Here is a 15929-nt window from a genome sequence, read left to right on the forward strand (position 1 = left end):
ACGCACTGCACTTTCCAGATGACGTCACCAGCCCGTCATCGTGATCAAGGGACCGAAACTCCAGCTTCGGGTGGTCCAGATTCGGCAGGCACAGCATGGCGCAGCTGTAGTTGAATTGCAATCGGTGCAGAATGCTGCATCGTTTGGGAGATGCTGTGCTGCTCTGGATAGATCTTCCTTTCCCCCACTCAATTGCGATGGCACTCCGATACATCGTGTTTATATGGTCACCTACCCAAGCCCAACCCCCGCAATACGCGCAATGTTGTCTTGCAAAATCATATGAGCAAACAGTAAGCTCATGAAACAAGTTACGGATGGTGAGTGTGTTAGTTAAAGCTCGATCCAAACGAGGCTGTCATCAGATTGGATGCGTGTTTCTTGGAGATGCGCGATGGTGAAGCTTAGCTTCATAGACAGAATTTTGCTATTCCGCTACAAAATTATAGAAATTTGTCATATTTCAGAGTATCTTAGCGTACTTCACACGTCCTCAAAAGATGTTCCAATTCTTGTGAAGTTCTCCCGTGGAACTACCGTTCTTTATTACAAGATTACACCTGAAGAGGCGGAAGGTTTGATTGAGGAGCTTAACAAAGTGAGGATTCGAATGTGGTTCAATTCGAAATAGAGAAAATGCATTGCCTTGGTTGCGTCGGGATTCAAGCGTGTTCAAGAAGAAAAAGTAGGAACTTAATGTCTGGCTTCCATCAATGAGCATAGATTTCCAGTTTTTTATTTTCTTGCGTGCATTCAGAAACTGAAGGTGAAAAACAGTGGGCAGGAAAAAGGAAATTGTGGCGTCTGGTTTAAAGTGAAGGTCGAGCCAGAAACAGTATGATGGATTTCTGGCGCGATAAAGGCCAATTTCCTTCAAATTGACCAAGCCCAACATAAAATGCGGGCCTCGTTAAAGACGAGATAGAAAGGGCAGGAATTAGACGTTCATCCCAGGGTCATTGAATGACCAATGAGCGGACAAAGCGTCAATTCGCTCCGACTGTGCCGATGGCTGCTCTCGTTCGTTCTAAAGACATGCTCCACCGTACTTTGAGGTCAGGTTTTCAACAGAATCCCCTTCCGCCGTCCAATCAATCCTCCACATCAAGGTGCAGGGAAATTGGTTCTTTTCAAATATAGCATATTTGGCTTCTTCATTGACTGTGAACCCTTGTTCGCGCAGGCGAGAGATAAGTGCTTCCACCGTAAGAGGTGCTGGGAATGCTGCTAAAACTCGCCGGCCGAACTCTTCATCAGCCGCGGCAAAATTATTCGGAAGTCCCCGGCCAAGTTCAGGCGGCCTTGGAAGCGGCGGAAAGAGAAACAGGTAACCGCCTACTGCAATCAATGCCAATAGGACAAAGCCCCAACGAAGCACCTTTTTTAACATACTAATTTCCTCTGTGGATGCATACACATTGATATCAGACATTTTCACATCGTGCAGCATCCGTGACTCCGGGCTCTTCGCGGCCGATCGCTGCGCTCTGCCTGAGAGGCCGCTTTCGAGAAATGGTTTCTGAAGAGCCAGATATGCTAACTGAGCATCGGGGACATTCATGATTGGCGCAGCGAAAGTCAGCTCTCCGCCCGACCTGCAGGCGAAGCCATTCGATGCAGTTGCAGAACGAATGCCCAAATTGGGCTGAGAGCAGACTTGCGGCGGCGCAGCGCAGCTTCACCAAACCGGACTTGCGAGGCATCTCGCAGCATTTTTGAGAGGCCAACGGCGGCAATGCGCAGATTGCAACCGAGCGACGACGGCCCTACGAAAACGAAACCCGAACATGAACGACGACAGGACGACCGCGGCCCAGAAAAAATATACATCCACGCAATTTCCAGTTCCAAGCCGCTTGAGACCTAAGCCGTTCTGATCTTGAAGCCCCTCCTTGCAAAAACAAGATCGAGAGGCTGATATGAATAATTTAAATCGCAGCGACATTTGCGAGTATTGGAGTAAGAGTGATAATTACAAAAACGCGCACGATATACCTTTTAGCTTCGCTTTTAACACTATCACTTTTCGCATTGATCTTATCTGCGCTAATTGGACGGACCGTGTCAGACGGCGCACTCGCCAGCTGCAGTTTCAAGGGGGAATCTGAGCTTTTGGAAATTGCTGAACGAGAATTTCGTATTTCGGCGCGTTCACAATACGACGAGCCTATTCTCATGTCATCCCGCGTGGATAAAATTGAATTCCACCCGAGCGGAGAGAAATACGGCTTTGTGAATATCGAAGTCCAATTCGATGACCCACATCAGTACGTCATGTTCATTGATGAGGACTGCACTTCGTATATAGAGGAAAAGTGACTGCGAAAGCTACAGGGCGGTCTAACCGCCTTTGATTTCCCCATCTTCCACCTGCTTGGGCTCAGTCCTCAGTAAGATTTGACGGACAAGGTGACGCACGGGTGTCGTCGAGACCTGCTCCATGAGCGATCTGTTCCGGCTCACAGAGAAACAAGTTGCGCGTCTGCGTTCATTTCCCGAGGCGCCTTTGAGGCACAAGGGTGGGTGACTGGCGCATCGCACGGCCTCCAACTTGCGGGCCAAAGTTCGGAGGAGGGGGATCGTTTTAATGACGGACGGGCGGAGGGTCGCGGTGCGGTACGACAGAAACCCGGTCATCTTCCTCTCAGTCATCGCCTTGGCCGCTATCGTCATTCGCTGGCTACGAATGGAATAGGTCGTGGCCCTCATAAGGGCTAGGGGCCGAGGGCTGGCGGGGGACAGACCTCGAAACGTAGGAGCCGTAGCGGGATTGCCAACTTGTTTGCGGAGCGGTGCTTGGTTAGGCGTTGGGTATGAATACACCATCCTCCATGCCGCGCCTGAAAGGCTACCGTTTCCCTCGTGAAATCGTTGCATATGCCGTCTGGGTCTATCATCGCTTCGCGCTCAGCACGGCGGATGTCGAGGATCTTCTCGCCGATCGGGGTGTGATGGTCAGCCGGGATACGATCCGAAAATGGGTGAACCGCTTTGGACGTCACTTTGCCGATTGCATCAGGCGCGACAGACCGGCCGCGGGCGACAAATGGCACTTGGATGAGGTCGTCATCCCAATCAACGGCAGAAAATACTGGCTTTGGCGGGCGGTCGACGCGAACGGCGACGTCCTTGATATTCTCGTTCAGCCACAGCGCAACGCCAATGCTGCAAGACGTTTTCTGGCAAGGCTGATCGACCGGTTCGGTGAACCCCGTGTCATCATCACGGACAAGTTGCGCAGTTATTTCAGGCCGATCCGAGACCTCGCACCGGGCGCAGATCACCGCGCACACAAGGGCTTGAACAACCGGATCGAAGGATCACACAGGCCAACACGGAAACGCGAGAAGTTGTTGGGGCGGTTTAAATCTCCCCGGCAGGCACAAAGATTTCTGGCTGCCCATGATCAGATCAACATCGTTTTCCGCCCACGACGCTATCAACTCTCCGCCGTCTCATACCGCCACGCAAGGTCCGATGCTTTCGACCTCTGGAGAGGCTATGCTGCCAAAATGACCGCCTGACAAGCAGATGTCTCGCCTCTCTCAAACAGGTGAAAACAAGTTGGCAATCCCGGGCTGGCGCGTCATGGCGGATGACGCAGGAGCATGGACGTCAGTCGAGCCCGCCGAAGCAGAGATTCTTGATTTCCAGATAATCGTCGATCCCGTATTTTGACCCTTCGCGGCCCATGCCCGATTGCTTGACTCCGCCAAAGGGGGCGAGTTCGGTCGATATGGCCCCGGTGTTGATCCCCACCATGCCGACTTCGAGCTGTTCTCCGACGCGCCAGCTGCGCGCGATGTCACGGGTGTAAAAATACCCGGCCAACCCGAATTCGGTGGCATTGGCCCAGTCGATGGCCTGCTGTTCGTCCTCGAAACGGATCAGCGCGGCCAGCGGCCCAAATGTTTCGTCGGTGGCAACCTGCATATCCTGCGTGACGCCGGTCAGCAGCGTAGGTTCAAAGAATGTGCCTCCAAGGTCGGACCGCTTGCCGCCCTGATGCAGGTTAGCGCCCTTCGACAGGGCATCGGTGATATGCTCCTCAACCTTTGCCATGGCGCCTGCATTGATCAGCGGGCCCGTGGTCACGCCGGTTGCAAGACCATCGCCAAGGGTGAGCTGCGTCATCGCGGCGGCCAGTTTTTCGGCGAAGGCATCATAGACCCCGGACTGGACGTAGATCCGGTTGGCACAGACACAGGTCTGGCCGTTGTTGCGGAACTTGGCGAGCATCGCCCCTTCGACGGCGGCGTCGAGATCGGCATCGTCAAAGACGATGAAGGGCGCGTTGCCGCCCAGTTCAAGAGAGAGCTTCTTGATCGTCGCAGCCCCTTGTTCCATCAGGATCCTGCCCACACGGGTCGATCCTGTGAAGGTCAGCTTGGCCACCTTGTCGGAGGCGCAAAGCGCCTTGCCCACGGCAGAGGACTTGCTGGACGGGATCACGTTGAATACGCCCGCAGGCAGGCCCGCGCGCTCCGCCAGCACGGCCAGCGCCAGTGCCGACAAGGGCGTCAGTTCTGCTGGCCGCAGCAGCATCGTGCAGCCGACAGCCAGGGCCGGGGCCATCTTGCGCGCGATCATGGCATTGGGGAAATTCCACGGCGTGATCGCCCCCACGACGCCGACCGGTTGCCTGAGGATCACCATGCGCTTGTCGCGGGCCGGGCCGGGGATCATGTCGCCGTAGACACGCTTGGCCTCCTCGGCGAACCATTCGACGTAGGCGGCGCCATAAAGGATCTCGCCGCGGGCCTCCGCCCAGGGTTTGCCCATTTCCGCGGTCAGGATGGTGGCAAGGTCGTCCGCGTTTTCGATCATCAGGTCGTACAGGCGGCGGAGGACCGCGCTGCGGTCCTTGCCCGATCGGGCTGCCCAAGCGCGTTTGGCCGCGTAGGCGGCATCGATCGCGCTGTCGATGTCGGCACCCATGTCTGTCACATGGGCAAGCAGCGCGCCGGTTGACGGGTTTGTCACGGGAAACGTGACCCCGGTGTCCAGCCATTGACCATTCACGTAGGCCCGTGTTTCCAGCAGGGCCGGGTCCTTGACAGACAGGGGGCCTTGCGTCTTGGAGATGGTTTCAAGCATAGGCTGCTCCCGTTTCCACTTCGGTGTTCTTCTTGAAATCGCGGGCCAGCGCGGCAGTGCTGACAGCGAGCAGGCCCACGTCGTTGCCGACGCCAACAAAGGTTGCCCCCAGCGCGAGGTAGCGCCGGGCCAAGGTCTGGTCCCCGGTCAGGATGCCCGCCGCCTTGCCATGGCTGAGGATGCGGCGGAGGGCGTCCTCGACCGCGGCTTGCACTTCAGGGGCACCAGGTTTGCCGAGGTAGCCCATGTCGGCTGCAAGGTCTGCGGGGCCGATGAAGATGCCGTCGATCCCTTCGACCGAGGCGATGTCGTCCAGTGCGGCAAGGCCGGCCATGCTTTCGATCTGCAGCAGCAGACAGGTCTGGTCATTGGCCGTGGCCAGATAATCGGGAATGCGGTTATAGGCCGAGGCCCGCGCCAGCGCTGCGCCGACGCCGCGTATCCCGTGCGGCGGGTACAGCTTGGCGCGCACCATGGCCTGTGCTTGGTCGCGGGTTTCGATCATCGGGACCAGAACAGTCTGCGCGCCGATGTCCAGAACCTGCTTGATCATCCAGGCCTCGCCCACGGGAATGCGGACGATTGCGTGGGCGGGGCTGGCGGCCAGTGCACGCAGTTGCGACTGGATCAGCGGCAGGTCATTCGGCGCGTGTTCGCCGTCGATAAGCAACCAGTCAAAGCCGGCGCTGCCGCAGATCTCTGCCGTTGTGTCATTGGCTAGGGCCAGCCAGAGGCCAATCTGGGGACGCTTGTCCAGAAGCGCTTGTTTGAAAGGATTCACGGGTGCGGGCATCGTGCTGTCCTCATTCGAAATACAGGGACACGGTGCCGAAGGGCCCGTAATCGGCGGTGATCGTCGTGCCATGCGGGCATTCGACGGGGCGGATGAAAGACCCGGCCAGAACCGTCTGGCCTGCCTCGATCCGGTCGCCATATTGCGCCAGCCGGTTGGCAAGCCAGGCGATGCCGCGCACGGGATCGTTCAGGACACCGGCCCCCAGACCGGTTTCCTCGACCACGCCATTGCGCGACACGATCGCGCCCATCCAGCGCATGTCGACCTCGGACGGGCGCATGGCACGTCCGCCGGTGACGATGCCTGCGTTGGCGGCATTGTCGGATATCGTATCAAGGACATTGCGGGTCTTTTTGGTCGCTGGATCGACCCGCAGGATGCGGGTGTCGAGGATTTCCAGCGCCGGCGTGATGTAGTCGGTGCAATCCAGCACGTCAAAGACGGTCACATCCGGACCGGCAAGGTCGTGTTTCATGACAAAGGCGATTTCAGCTTCGATCCGGGGCTGGATGAAACGGTCGGCCGGGATGGTTGCGCCGTCTTCGAACACCATGTCGTCCAGCAGCACACCGCTGTCGGGGATGTCGATGTTCAGCGCGCTTTGCATCGCCCGCGACGTCAGGCCGATCTTCCAGCCGATCTGGCGGCGCCCCTGCGCCAGCTTTTCCTTCATCCAGGCGGACTGGATGGCATAGGCATCATCCATGGTCATGTCGGGATTGGACAGTGACAAAAGAGCCGTCTGGACGCGGGTCCGTTCGGCATGATCCAGCGCGGCGGCGGCGGCGGTAATTGTATCGGAAGACAGCATCTCAGGCCTCGTCGGCGACGGTGTTGCGCAGGGTGCCAAGCCCATCTGCCTCGACTTCGATCACGTCGCCGGGTCTGAGCCATTTCGGCGGATCGAACCGGGCGCCTGCGCCGGTTGGCGTGCCGGTGACGATGATGTCGCCGGGCAACAGCGTGGTGAAGGTCGAGATGTAATTCAGGATCTTCGGGAAGGAGAAGATCATCCGACCCGTGCGGTCCTGCTGGCGGATCTCTCCATTGACGCGGGTGGTCAGGGTGATGTCGCTGATCTGGGCGGGGTCAGTCAGTGGCACCAGCCAGGGGCCCATAGACCCGGATTTGTCCCAGTTCTTGCCCTGAGTGACGTTGAATTTTGCATGGCGCACCCAGTCGCGCAGCGTGCCTTCGTTGCATAGGGTCACAGCGGCGATGTGGTCATAGGCGTCAGCTTCAGGAATGCGGCGGCCTTGCTTGCCGATGACAATGGCGATCTCGCCTTCGTAATCCAGCTGGTCGCTTTCGGCGGGTCGGATCAGGGGCTGGCCGTGGCCGGTGAAGGATCCGGGAAAACGAATGAACAGCGACGGGTTCGGCGGCGCATCCTTGCCATCCTCGTATTCGGCATTGCGGTCGGGAAAGTTGACGCCGACACAGATGATCTTTTGTGGGCGGGCGAGGGGGCTTTCGATCGACACATCTTCAAGGGCATGTGTCACGGGCAGGTCTGCTGCCTCGGCGGCGGCCAAAAGGGCGCTGAGTTCGCCGCCTTGCAGGACCTCGTCCAGTTCGCGCCAACGGGCGGGGTCGAGCCCGGAAAGGTCGGTGATGCCCGCGTCACGCACGAGGCCGAAAGAGGTTTTATCCTGCGTGCTGAAACGCACCAGTTTCGTGGTCTGCATGGTTTGTCCTGTTTATCCCTGTCTCTGCGCGTTACCGCGCAGCGCCCCGCGTGCGGCGTGTTCTGTTTTTATCCCGGAGACGCGATGTCCACGGTGTGGCGATCTCGCGCTCCGGGAAGGCTCATTGATCGGCCATCAGCACGGACACATTGTCCGCGATCCGGAATTGCATGAGGTCCTCGGCCACGATCATCGGACCGTCGTAGGTCTCCCGCACCCGCGTCACGATATCGGACATGCGCACCCGGTCGAATTTGGGGTTTTCGAGCCGGACAACATGCGACAGCACGCCGATTTTCGGGGCGGCCTCGGAGAAGACGCGCCCGACGTCCTGAGGGGAGCTGTGATGGTTCAGGATGCGACGTACGAACGGCAGGTCCAGCATCTGGTCCGGGGCCGTTCCGACCGAATGCACCAGCAGGTCAGTTCCTCGGCCAGCCTCAATGACAGCCGGATCAAATTTCGTGTCACTGGAAAATGTTACGGACTTGCCTGCATAATCGACGCGATACCCTACAGAAGGATCGATCAGCTCACCATGGTTGACCGGGAACATGGTCACCTTCACCCCGTCCGCGTCAAAGACGACGCCTGGGGCGGCTTCATGGACGTCAAAGTGCGTGGCGGCTTCGTCAACGCCCTCATCGGCCATGCGCGTGGTGATATCGCCCTGATGTGCGGTCCGGATGCCCTCGGCAAGCGCAGCAACCCCCGGCGGGCCATAAAGGCCCAGTGGGCCTTTGCGGCCGCCGATCGGACCTGTCAGGTAGCCCGACATCAGAATGTCGTCCAGACCGTTCACGTGATCAGAATGGAAATGCGTGATGAAGACGGCGTCCACCGCGCCGATGGCAAGGTCCATCTGCTGGAGGCGCGTGACGACATTACGCCCGGCATCGAACAGCAGTGTCGTTCCTCCGGCCTGCACGAGATTGGCAAAACCGGCGCGGCGTAGGTCGGCCGAGGGCGTGCCCGTGCCCAGCAGTGTGACCACCAGTTCGGGGGATGTCGCGGCCGTGTCCTGTGCTTGGGAAACCGTCGCGGCGACAGGCAATGCGGCGCAGATGGCCACCAGGACCGACACGCGCAAGGATTGCCGCAGACGGCCAAGGATTTGGGGGGATCGCCCCTGTGTTTGACGTTTATACATTTTTTTCCTCCCATGAAATCAGTGTGCTGCTCGAGGTGCCTCGGGCTGCCTGCAAGATCAGCCGCATCGGCAAGGCCCTCCAACCTGTGCCGACACGTCCGCTGTCTTGTCTTTTGGAATTGCCGCCCTCGCGGATGCAGACATCTGGCAAAGGGCAGGGAGGGCAGGGGCACCGGTGCGCCCCCGCCGGTCAGCGGTTACTTCGGGTCGAGACCAAAGAACTTCTCGGCGTTCTTATGGAACACCTTGGCCTTGACCTCGTCCGACACGTCGAGACCTTCGATCGTCGGCACACCGTCAAAGAACCAGTCCTTTCGGATCGGGTAGGAGGCGCCGTAGAGGATGTTGTCCTCGCCCAGCACTTCGAGTGCGCATTCCAGCTGTTTCTTGCCCCACTGCGGCGGGCCGGAAATGTCGAAGAACAGGTTGTTGGTCAACTTTTCACGCAGGTTGGAATTGCCGGTGTCGAACCGGTCGACCGCATCGCCGTAGGAATGGCGCGGTTTCGGAACCAGCATGTCGGCAAAGGCAAAGAACCCGCCACCCAGCATGGAATGGGACAGTTTCAGGTTCGGGAAGCGGTCGAAGAGACCCGAGAACAGTTCGCGGCCCACGGCGGTGCCCTGCGCGATGCAGCGGCCGTACTGGCGGCGCTGGTTGTTGAAATCCAGGATCGACCCGTGATCCACCGGCAGCGGCGTGTGGTGGACAACAACCGGCAGCTTGCGGTCGTTGATGAACTCGAAATACGGGTAGAAGGCCTCGTCATCAAGGTAGATGTCGCCGTACTTGCAGGCCATCTGCACGCCTTTGAAGCCCAGTTGATCCACGCAGCGTTCGACTTCCTTGATCATGGCATCGGTGCCCCAGGGCGGGCAGACCGCCAGCGCGGTAAAGCGGCCACCGGATTTGGCCACATATTCGGCCAGGCCGTCGTTGATCTTCTTCGAGCATTCCAGATCCAGCCATTCCTGCCAGACGGGAATGCGGAATACGGCGTGGTCGATCCCGGCCTTGTCCATGTCGGCCAGCTGGCTGTCGATATTGTACTGGCCTTCGGCGTAGTTGATGTTCACCACGCCCTTGGGTTCCTCGATGATGATCTGGCGGATGTCCTTGTCCTTCACGGGTTCCATGCGGACGTGGACGTTGTGCTGGCGCGGGATGCACAGCATCATCTTTTCACGCAGGTCGTCGTCGGTGAACAGCGTGTCGGGCAGCCAGTGCATGTTGGCATCGATCACGCGGTGTTTGGTCATCTCGGTCATAACGTCTTCTTTCGGATACGGATTACGGGTTATCGGATGTCTTCTGCGGCAGCGACGCGGCGCGAGGTGGCTTCGGTGAACACCTCCTTGGCGCGCTGGCCGTCACGCACGTCATCGGGGCGCTTCATGCCCGCCTTGACGTGGTATTCCATGAACAGATCCTCGACCTCCTGGCGGGAGATCACGTCGTCGATGTTGTCGAAGGGCTTGCCGCCGGAGGCCTCTTCGACGAGGCGGCGGATCACTTCGGGGCCTTCGCCCCGGTTGGCGATGACGAGGCGGTTCACGAAGTCGCGGCGTTCGGCTTCATAGGCCTGGAAAGCCTCGACCGGGTCGTCCATCGTGGCGAGCTTTTCGGCCACGACACGCGCATCAACCAGCGCCTGGCAGACGCCGTTGCCGCCGCGCGGGTACATCGCGTGCGCCGCGTCGCCCAGCAGCGTCACCCGGTCAAAGGACCAGCGATCCAACGGGTCGCTGTCGATCAGCGGGTAGACGTAGATTTCACGCGCATTGCGGATCATCTCGTTCACGTCGAGAAAATCCAGTTTCACGTCGGTGAACACGTCCTGGATATCCTCGGGGCCGACCTGCACGGACCAGTCTTCAGCGCCTTTGGGTTTGCCGGACTGTTCGCAGACCCAGTTGATCAACTGGTTGCCGTTGCCGTCTTCGTTGTTGGCGATCGGGTAGACGATCAGCGATCCCTGCCGGATCGGGTCGCCGATGTGCAGGATGGTTCCGCCATTGGCATAGGGCGGCATGACGGTCACGCCGCGGTACATGGCAATGCCGGAATAATGGGTGCGCGAGGCGTCCGGGTGCAGCTGGCGTTTGACACGCGAATGGATGCCATCGACGCCGATCATCACGTCATGGCGTACGGTGCTGCCATCGGCGAAGGTGATGGTGACGCCGTCTGCATCCTGCTCGAACCGTTCGAACTTGCGGCCAAGTTGAACCGCGTCCGCGCCAAGGCGGGCCTTGACCGCGTCCAGCAGCATGAACTGGAAGGTCCCGCGATGCACGAAACGCTGCTCGTGCTCATAGCCGATATGCTTGCCGCAGCGTTCGGTAAAGATCTGCTGGCCATGGCCGGTAAAGAAGGTGCTGTCCTTCGCCTCGACGGAAATGGCGCGGAATTCCTCCAGCAAGCCCATCTCGGTGACTTCTTTGACGCCGTAGACCTTGATGTCGATGCCGACACCCAGCGGTTTCAGTTCCGGCGCCGCTTCGTAGATCGTGGGTCTGAAGCCTTTTTGTTCCAGGCGAAGCGCAGTGGCCAATCCGCCCGGTCCTGCGCCGATAATCGCAATATCCAACATGGTTTTCCTCCTCATGGGGGCTTCGGTCCCCCTTCTGCTGCCGGTCAGGCAGGCTGTTTCTGTTTGTCCAGGAATTTCTCCAGCGTCGGCAGCGGCGCGTTCAGGATCGGGGCATCGGGGGCGGCGCCTTCGAATTCAGTGGCTTCGGTGAACCACTTTTCCTGAGCGGGCATGCCCCACTGGTCTGCGCGTTTTGGATCCGACAGGCTCCAGGCCAGAGGCGGCTCCAGGTCGATGTGCTGGTAGTGGGTATTGAACAGTTCGATCCGGTGCCCGTCGGGGTCGCGGAAGTAGATGAACATGGCGCCCGAAATGCCGTGACGGCCCGGTCCGCGTTCCAGATCATGGTTGAAGCCAAGCGCCCCTGCAACGTCGCAGGCATGGACCGTGTCGGCCGCATCGCGCAGCAGGTAGGCGAAATGGTGCAGGCGCGGGCCGGGGCCATTGGTAAAGACGATGTCATGGGGGTTGCCCTTGCGCTGCATCCAGCCGCCCCAAAGATCCTGCCCGCCGGCGTCATTGTCGGAATATGTGTATTCCGAGGTGCGGAAGCCGAGGGTGTGGTAAAAGGCCATCGACTTTGCGACATCGCTACTTTGGGTCTGCCAGTGGTCGGCCCGCTGGGCAGAGGCGCCCTTGTACTGGTCGTAGCCGTACATCTGGCGCGGCATGGCATCCATGTCGGCCACGAATTCCAGAGGCAGGCCCATGGCGTCACGCACATGCAGGGTCAGGCCCTGGAACGGCACATCGACAAAGGTCGCTGCAAAGCCGTTTTCGTTGAACCAGTCGTAGGCCGCCTTGATGTCATCGTCCGTCAGCATCCGCATGCCGAGACGGTGGCAGACGCGCGGGCCTGTCGATTTTTTCAGGACCAGGGAATGGTGGCCCCGCTCTTCGCGGCCGCGCAGGTACAGCGTGTTCTCGTCTTCGTCACTGACAACCAGTCCCACGAGTTCGGTGTAGAAATGTTTGCTCGCTTCCAGATCCCGGGCCGACAGGATGGTGTGGCTGGCGCGTGTAATGTTGAACGGCGGAAAAAGCACCGGCTTGTCAAAGTTCATCTCGATCCCTCCCTGAACTCTTGTCCCGAGATTGGCCAAGGGGCGGGATTCCGACAACAAAACCATGGCGAATTGTTCATATTGCGAAAAGCAAGTTTCAGGGGGGATCGGGCACGCAGGAACGCCCGCCGCTGCTGCGACAGGCGTTCCTTTAAGATTTTGTTTTCAGGTTTATTTTCCGACACGTCAGGTGATCAGCGAGGGCAGGAGCAAGGTGACGGCGGGAAAGGCCAGGATCAGGAGCAGACGGGCCACGTCGGACACCAGATAGGGCATGATCCCCTTGAAGATCTTCACGATCGGCAACTCTGGCAAAAGCGCCTTGAGGATGAAGACGTTCAGTCCGACAGGGGGCGTGATCAGGCTGATTTCGACCACGAGAACCGTCACGATCCCCCACCAGACCAGGTCATATCCCAGCCCGGACACGATAGGCGCGACAATGGGAACCGTCAGGAAGATCATGGCGTAGCCATCCATCAGGCAACCGAGCAACGTGTAGAACACGATCAGGCAGAGGATCACCATCGGCGGGCTGAGATGCATGCTTTCGATGAAACGGACCACATCGCCGGGCACCCCTGAGAGGTTGATGAACTGGTTGAGCACCAGCGCCCCCGAAGCCACGATGAAGATCATCGTCGAAATCCGCGCCGTATCGAGCAAGCTGCGGGCAAAGACCTTGAAGGTCAGCTTGCGGCGCGCCAGCACGAAGAGGAACGCGCCCCCTGCGCCGATCCCGCCGGCCTCGGTTGCGGTGAACCAACCGCACACCAGCCCGATCATGACCAGACCAAAGAGGAAGAGTACGCCCCAGATCTTCCAGAGTGCGGCAAAGCGATCCTTCATCGTGTAGACCGTTCCCCTGGGGGCCCAGGAAGGCAGGAAACGGGCGACGATGGCCATGACAATGATATAAAAGCCGATCTGCATGAGGCCCGGAATGATGCCCGCGACGAAGAGCTCCGATACGCTCTCCTGCGTCAGAAGCGCGTAGATGATCAGGGCCGATGACGGAGGAATGAGGATGCCCATCGTGCCGCCTGCCGCGATGGAGCCAGCGGCAAAGCCGTCATCGTATTTTGCGCTTTTCATCTCGGGGACGGCGATATGCGCCATGGTGGCCGAGGCCGCCGAGGACGAAGCCGACATGGCCGAAAACCCGCCACAGGCCAGGATTGTCGCCATGCCAAGCCCACCGGGGTAATGTCCGACCCATCGGCGGGCTGCCTCGAACAGCTCGTTGGCCAGACCGGCCTGCACGACGAAGACGCCCATCAGGATGAACAACGGCAGGACCGAGAACTGGTAGTTCATGGCAAGGTTCATGATCTGCTGTTCCGAGATGGCCATCGCCGCGGACAGACCACGCGGGTGCAGCGCGGCAATGCCCGCAGCTCCGCAGAACATCATGACAAACCCAAGGGGCAGACGGGTAAAGGCAATGATGCCAACCACGGACCCAAGAACGAGAAATTCCAACATCACCCAGCCTCCTTGACAGCGCCTTGCGGACGCATGTTTGGCGTTTCGTCTTCGGGATAGTCGCCCGTATCGCGCAGGATCTTGCGGATGCCTTCCTGGTGACCGGGCTCATCTTCGCTGTCGTCGGGAATGGCATGGGGCCTCAGCGTGGCATCGGAATGCATCAGCCAGACATTGTGCGAGGCAAACCAGATGGCGATCAGGCAAAACAGCGAAGCCATGTAGACCAGCGGAGCCATCGGCAGTTCGAAGTACACCGACAAGGTGCCGAACCGTTCCAGCCGGTTGGCCTGGTCAAAGATCATGTAGGTAAAGGCGCACAGGGCCAGCACCTCCAGCGTTCCGGTAAACAAGGCTTCGATCCGGGACAGGCGGGCCTTGTACAGGTCGGCAAACAGGCCGACGCGGATATGTGAATTGTCCCGCACGACAAGCGGCAGGGCGGAGAAGAAGAAGGTCAGCAAGGCAAAGATGACGTATTCCGAGCCGCCGTAGAGCGGCATGTCGAACTTGCGCCCGATGCTGTCCACGAAGGCCACCAGGGCCATGGCGCTGATGGACAGGCCGGCGACGGCAAGACAGAACCGCCCCAGCCAGAGGTCGATGGTTTTGATCATGTTACACGCTCCACGAAGGGCGTGCTCCCGTCAGACGGAAGCACGCAGCCGAGTCTCAGCAAATCAGTTGGCCGCGAGGGCGTGATCCAGGCGGGCGCGGTAGAAGTCATAGACCTCATCCGGGTTTTCCAGGCCCTTGGCGGCAGCCTTTTCCTTCCACAGATCGATCTGGGCGTTCAGTACATCCTCAAAGGACGCCAGCGCCGCACCCGAGACTTCGGTCGTGGGAATCTGGGCGACGATCTCGGACAGTTCGGCCTCGGCCGCATCGGCGGCGGCCCCGGTCCGGCCCGGCAGGCCGTCGGCTGCGCGCAGGATCGCGCCCTGCTGATCTGCGGTCAGGCCCTCCCAGCTTTCCTGCGAGATGAACACTGCGAAAGACAGCGACCCCAGACCGCCGGGGATCTTGGTGTAGCTCTTGACGTTCTCCAGGATACGCGCGCCGTCGGCGGAGCCCGGTGTCAGGATGACGCCGTCGACCGTGCCCTTGGTCACGTATTCCTGCAGGTCCGTGAATTCGGAGTTGACCGGAACCGCCCCCAGCGCTTCGGCGGTCTTGGTCAGCGTACCCGGAGGCGACCAGAGCTTGAAGCCCGACAGAGAGGGCACATCGGTGATTTCCCTGTCGCTGGTCGACAGCATCTGGCGTCCTGGCAGGACATGGGTCGACAGCACTTTCACGCCTTTGAACTCGTTCATCGGCTCAAAGTACTTTTCGTAGGTTTCCCACAGGGCCACGGCGCCGGCTTCGGCCGTGGGGGCACTGAAGGGCAGGTCGGCGATGCGGTTCAGCGTCACCAGCTGGGGGACTGCGCCAGAGGACACGATGGCCATGTCCGCGATCCCGTCCCGCACCATTTCATACTGGCGATCGGAGGGGGCAAGGCTGCTGTCCGGGATCTGGATGTGGATGTCGCCCTGGCTCTCTGCTTCGATCCGGGCGGCGAAATCCTTGACCGCGACCTGATACATTTCGTCGTATGGTGGCAAAAAGCTGTTATAAATCAGCGTGGTTTCTGCATTCGCCAGCAGGGGTGCCCCCACGGACAGCAAAGCGGCTGCGCCAAGCGCATTGAGATGTTTCATGGTTTTCCTCCCTTGGGTCCGGCTTTTCTCCCCACGCGCCGGCGTCGTGTGTCCCTGACTGTGCTTGGACTCTCCCCAGCCCATCAACACGAGAACATGCGAGTTTTCACATTACGGACACGGTTGGGCAATGATCATTGGAAACGCATCGGGTACCATAAATTTCAGCTATTGAGATTGACGCTGTCAGAGCGGCTTCGGGGGATCCCGAAGATTTCCACTATCTGGAAATCGCGGTCATTGGCGCGGCCTGCACGGGGTCAAATGGCATGGGAAACTGCTAGGATCCCCAGGCCCGGAACATGTCCCTGGGAGGGGGACCGGGCGTTCAGATGCACTCCGAAATCGGAGAC

At 59.4% G+C, this 15929-nt stretch carries 14 protein-coding genes and 1 pseudogene; 3 read left to right on the forward strand and 12 right to left on the reverse strand.

Translation table 11 applies throughout. The features are described 5' to 3' along the window. Nucleotides 1-1027: 1027 nt before the first annotated feature. Entirely contained in the window at nucleotides 1028-1450 is a 423-nt protein-coding gene (locus HJ536_RS19500) for a hypothetical protein (RefSeq protein ID WP_177159073.1), read from the reverse strand. Between the two features lie 611 nt (nucleotides 1451-2061). Between HJ536_RS19500 and HJ536_RS19505 the strand changes: the two genes are divergently transcribed. From HJ536_RS19505 to HJ536_RS19515, 3 genes and pseudogenes are all read left to right on the forward strand, one after another. After that, nucleotides 2062-2319: a hypothetical protein gene (locus tag HJ536_RS19505; RefSeq protein ID WP_177159074.1), complete on the forward strand. Its 258-nt coding sequence runs from the start codon at nucleotides 2062-2064 to the stop codon at nucleotides 2317-2319. Between the two features lie 268 nt (nucleotides 2320-2587). Next, nucleotides 2588-2695 (forward strand): annotated as a pseudogene (locus HJ536_RS19510) (IS5/IS1182 family transposase); the annotation flags it as partial. A 118-nt stretch (nucleotides 2696-2813) separates the two neighbouring features. Then, nucleotides 2814-3524, forward strand: a complete 711-nt coding sequence (locus HJ536_RS19515; RefSeq protein WP_177159075.1) for an IS6 family transposase — start codon at nucleotides 2814-2816, stop codon at nucleotides 3522-3524. A 91-nt stretch (nucleotides 3525-3615) separates the two neighbouring features. Here HJ536_RS19515 and HJ536_RS19520 read toward each other — a convergent pair whose 3' ends face one another. The 11 genes from HJ536_RS19520 to dctP all read right to left on the reverse strand — a co-directional run bounded on the left by HJ536_RS19520 (nucleotide 3616) and on the right by dctP (nucleotide 15576). Beyond that, nucleotides 3616-5097, reverse strand: coding sequence for an NAD-dependent succinate-semialdehyde dehydrogenase (locus HJ536_RS19520; RefSeq protein ID WP_177159076.1), 1482 nt, complete (start codon nucleotides 5095-5097; stop codon nucleotides 3616-3618). Next, nucleotides 5090-5890 carry a 4-hydroxy-2-oxoheptanedioate aldolase gene (hpaI, locus tag HJ536_RS19525; RefSeq protein ID WP_177159077.1) on the reverse strand — a complete coding sequence of 267 codons (801 nt, stop codon included), beginning with the start codon at nucleotides 5888-5890 and terminating at the stop codon, nucleotides 5090-5092. Before hpaI ends, HJ536_RS19520 begins: the two co-directional genes overlap by 8 nt. A gap of 10 nt (nucleotides 5891-5900) precedes the next feature. Beyond that, nucleotides 5901-6704 carry a 2-oxo-hept-4-ene-1,7-dioate hydratase gene (gene hpaH / locus HJ536_RS19530; protein ID WP_177159078.1) on the reverse strand — a complete coding sequence of 268 codons (804 nt, stop codon included), beginning with the start codon at nucleotides 6702-6704 and terminating at the stop codon, nucleotides 5901-5903. 1 nt (nucleotide 6705) lies between these two features. Next, nucleotides 6706-7581 carry a fumarylacetoacetate hydrolase family protein gene (locus HJ536_RS19535; protein ID WP_177159079.1) on the reverse strand — a complete coding sequence of 292 codons (876 nt, stop codon included), beginning with the start codon at nucleotides 7579-7581 and terminating at the stop codon, nucleotides 6706-6708. Between the two features lie 121 nt (nucleotides 7582-7702). After that, nucleotides 7703-8731 (reverse strand): MBL fold metallo-hydrolase, encoded by a 1029-nt coding sequence (locus tag HJ536_RS19540; protein WP_177159080.1) that lies wholly within the window; start codon nucleotides 8729-8731, stop codon nucleotides 7703-7705. Nucleotides 8732-8928: 197 nt separating this feature from the next. Continuing rightward, a complete protein-coding gene (locus tag HJ536_RS19545; protein ID WP_228028829.1) occupies nucleotides 8929-9999 on the reverse strand; it encodes an amidohydrolase family protein in 1071 nt (356 codons plus the stop codon). 29 nt (nucleotides 10000-10028) lie between these two features. Next, nucleotides 10029-11324 carry an FAD-dependent monooxygenase gene (locus HJ536_RS19550; RefSeq protein ID WP_177159081.1) on the reverse strand — a complete coding sequence of 432 codons (1296 nt, stop codon included), beginning with the start codon at nucleotides 11322-11324 and terminating at the stop codon, nucleotides 10029-10031. Between the two features lie 44 nt (nucleotides 11325-11368). Continuing rightward, nucleotides 11369-12388, reverse strand: coding sequence for a VOC family protein (locus tag HJ536_RS19555; protein ID WP_177159082.1), 1020 nt, complete (start codon nucleotides 12386-12388; stop codon nucleotides 11369-11371). 186 nt (nucleotides 12389-12574) lie between these two features. Continuing rightward, on the reverse strand, nucleotides 12575-13873 hold the full coding sequence (locus HJ536_RS19560; protein ID WP_177159083.1) for a TRAP transporter large permease: 1299 nt from the start codon (nucleotides 13871-13873) through the stop codon (nucleotides 12575-12577). Further along, nucleotides 13873-14490, reverse strand: coding sequence for a TRAP transporter small permease (locus HJ536_RS19565; RefSeq protein ID WP_177159084.1), 618 nt, complete (start codon nucleotides 14488-14490; stop codon nucleotides 13873-13875). The genes HJ536_RS19560 and HJ536_RS19565 overlap by 1 nt, the downstream gene beginning before the upstream one ends. Before the next feature lie 63 nt (nucleotides 14491-14553). Continuing rightward, complete coding sequence (gene dctP / locus HJ536_RS19570) at nucleotides 14554-15576, reverse strand: TRAP transporter substrate-binding protein DctP (protein WP_177159085.1); 1023 nt, start codon at nucleotides 15574-15576, stop codon at nucleotides 14554-14556. Nucleotides 15577-15929 lie beyond the last annotated feature (353 nt).

It is taken from the genome of Donghicola mangrovi (assembly GCF_013377535.1).
Lineage (GTDB): Bacteria > Pseudomonadota > Alphaproteobacteria > Rhodobacterales > Rhodobacteraceae > Donghicola > Donghicola mangrovi.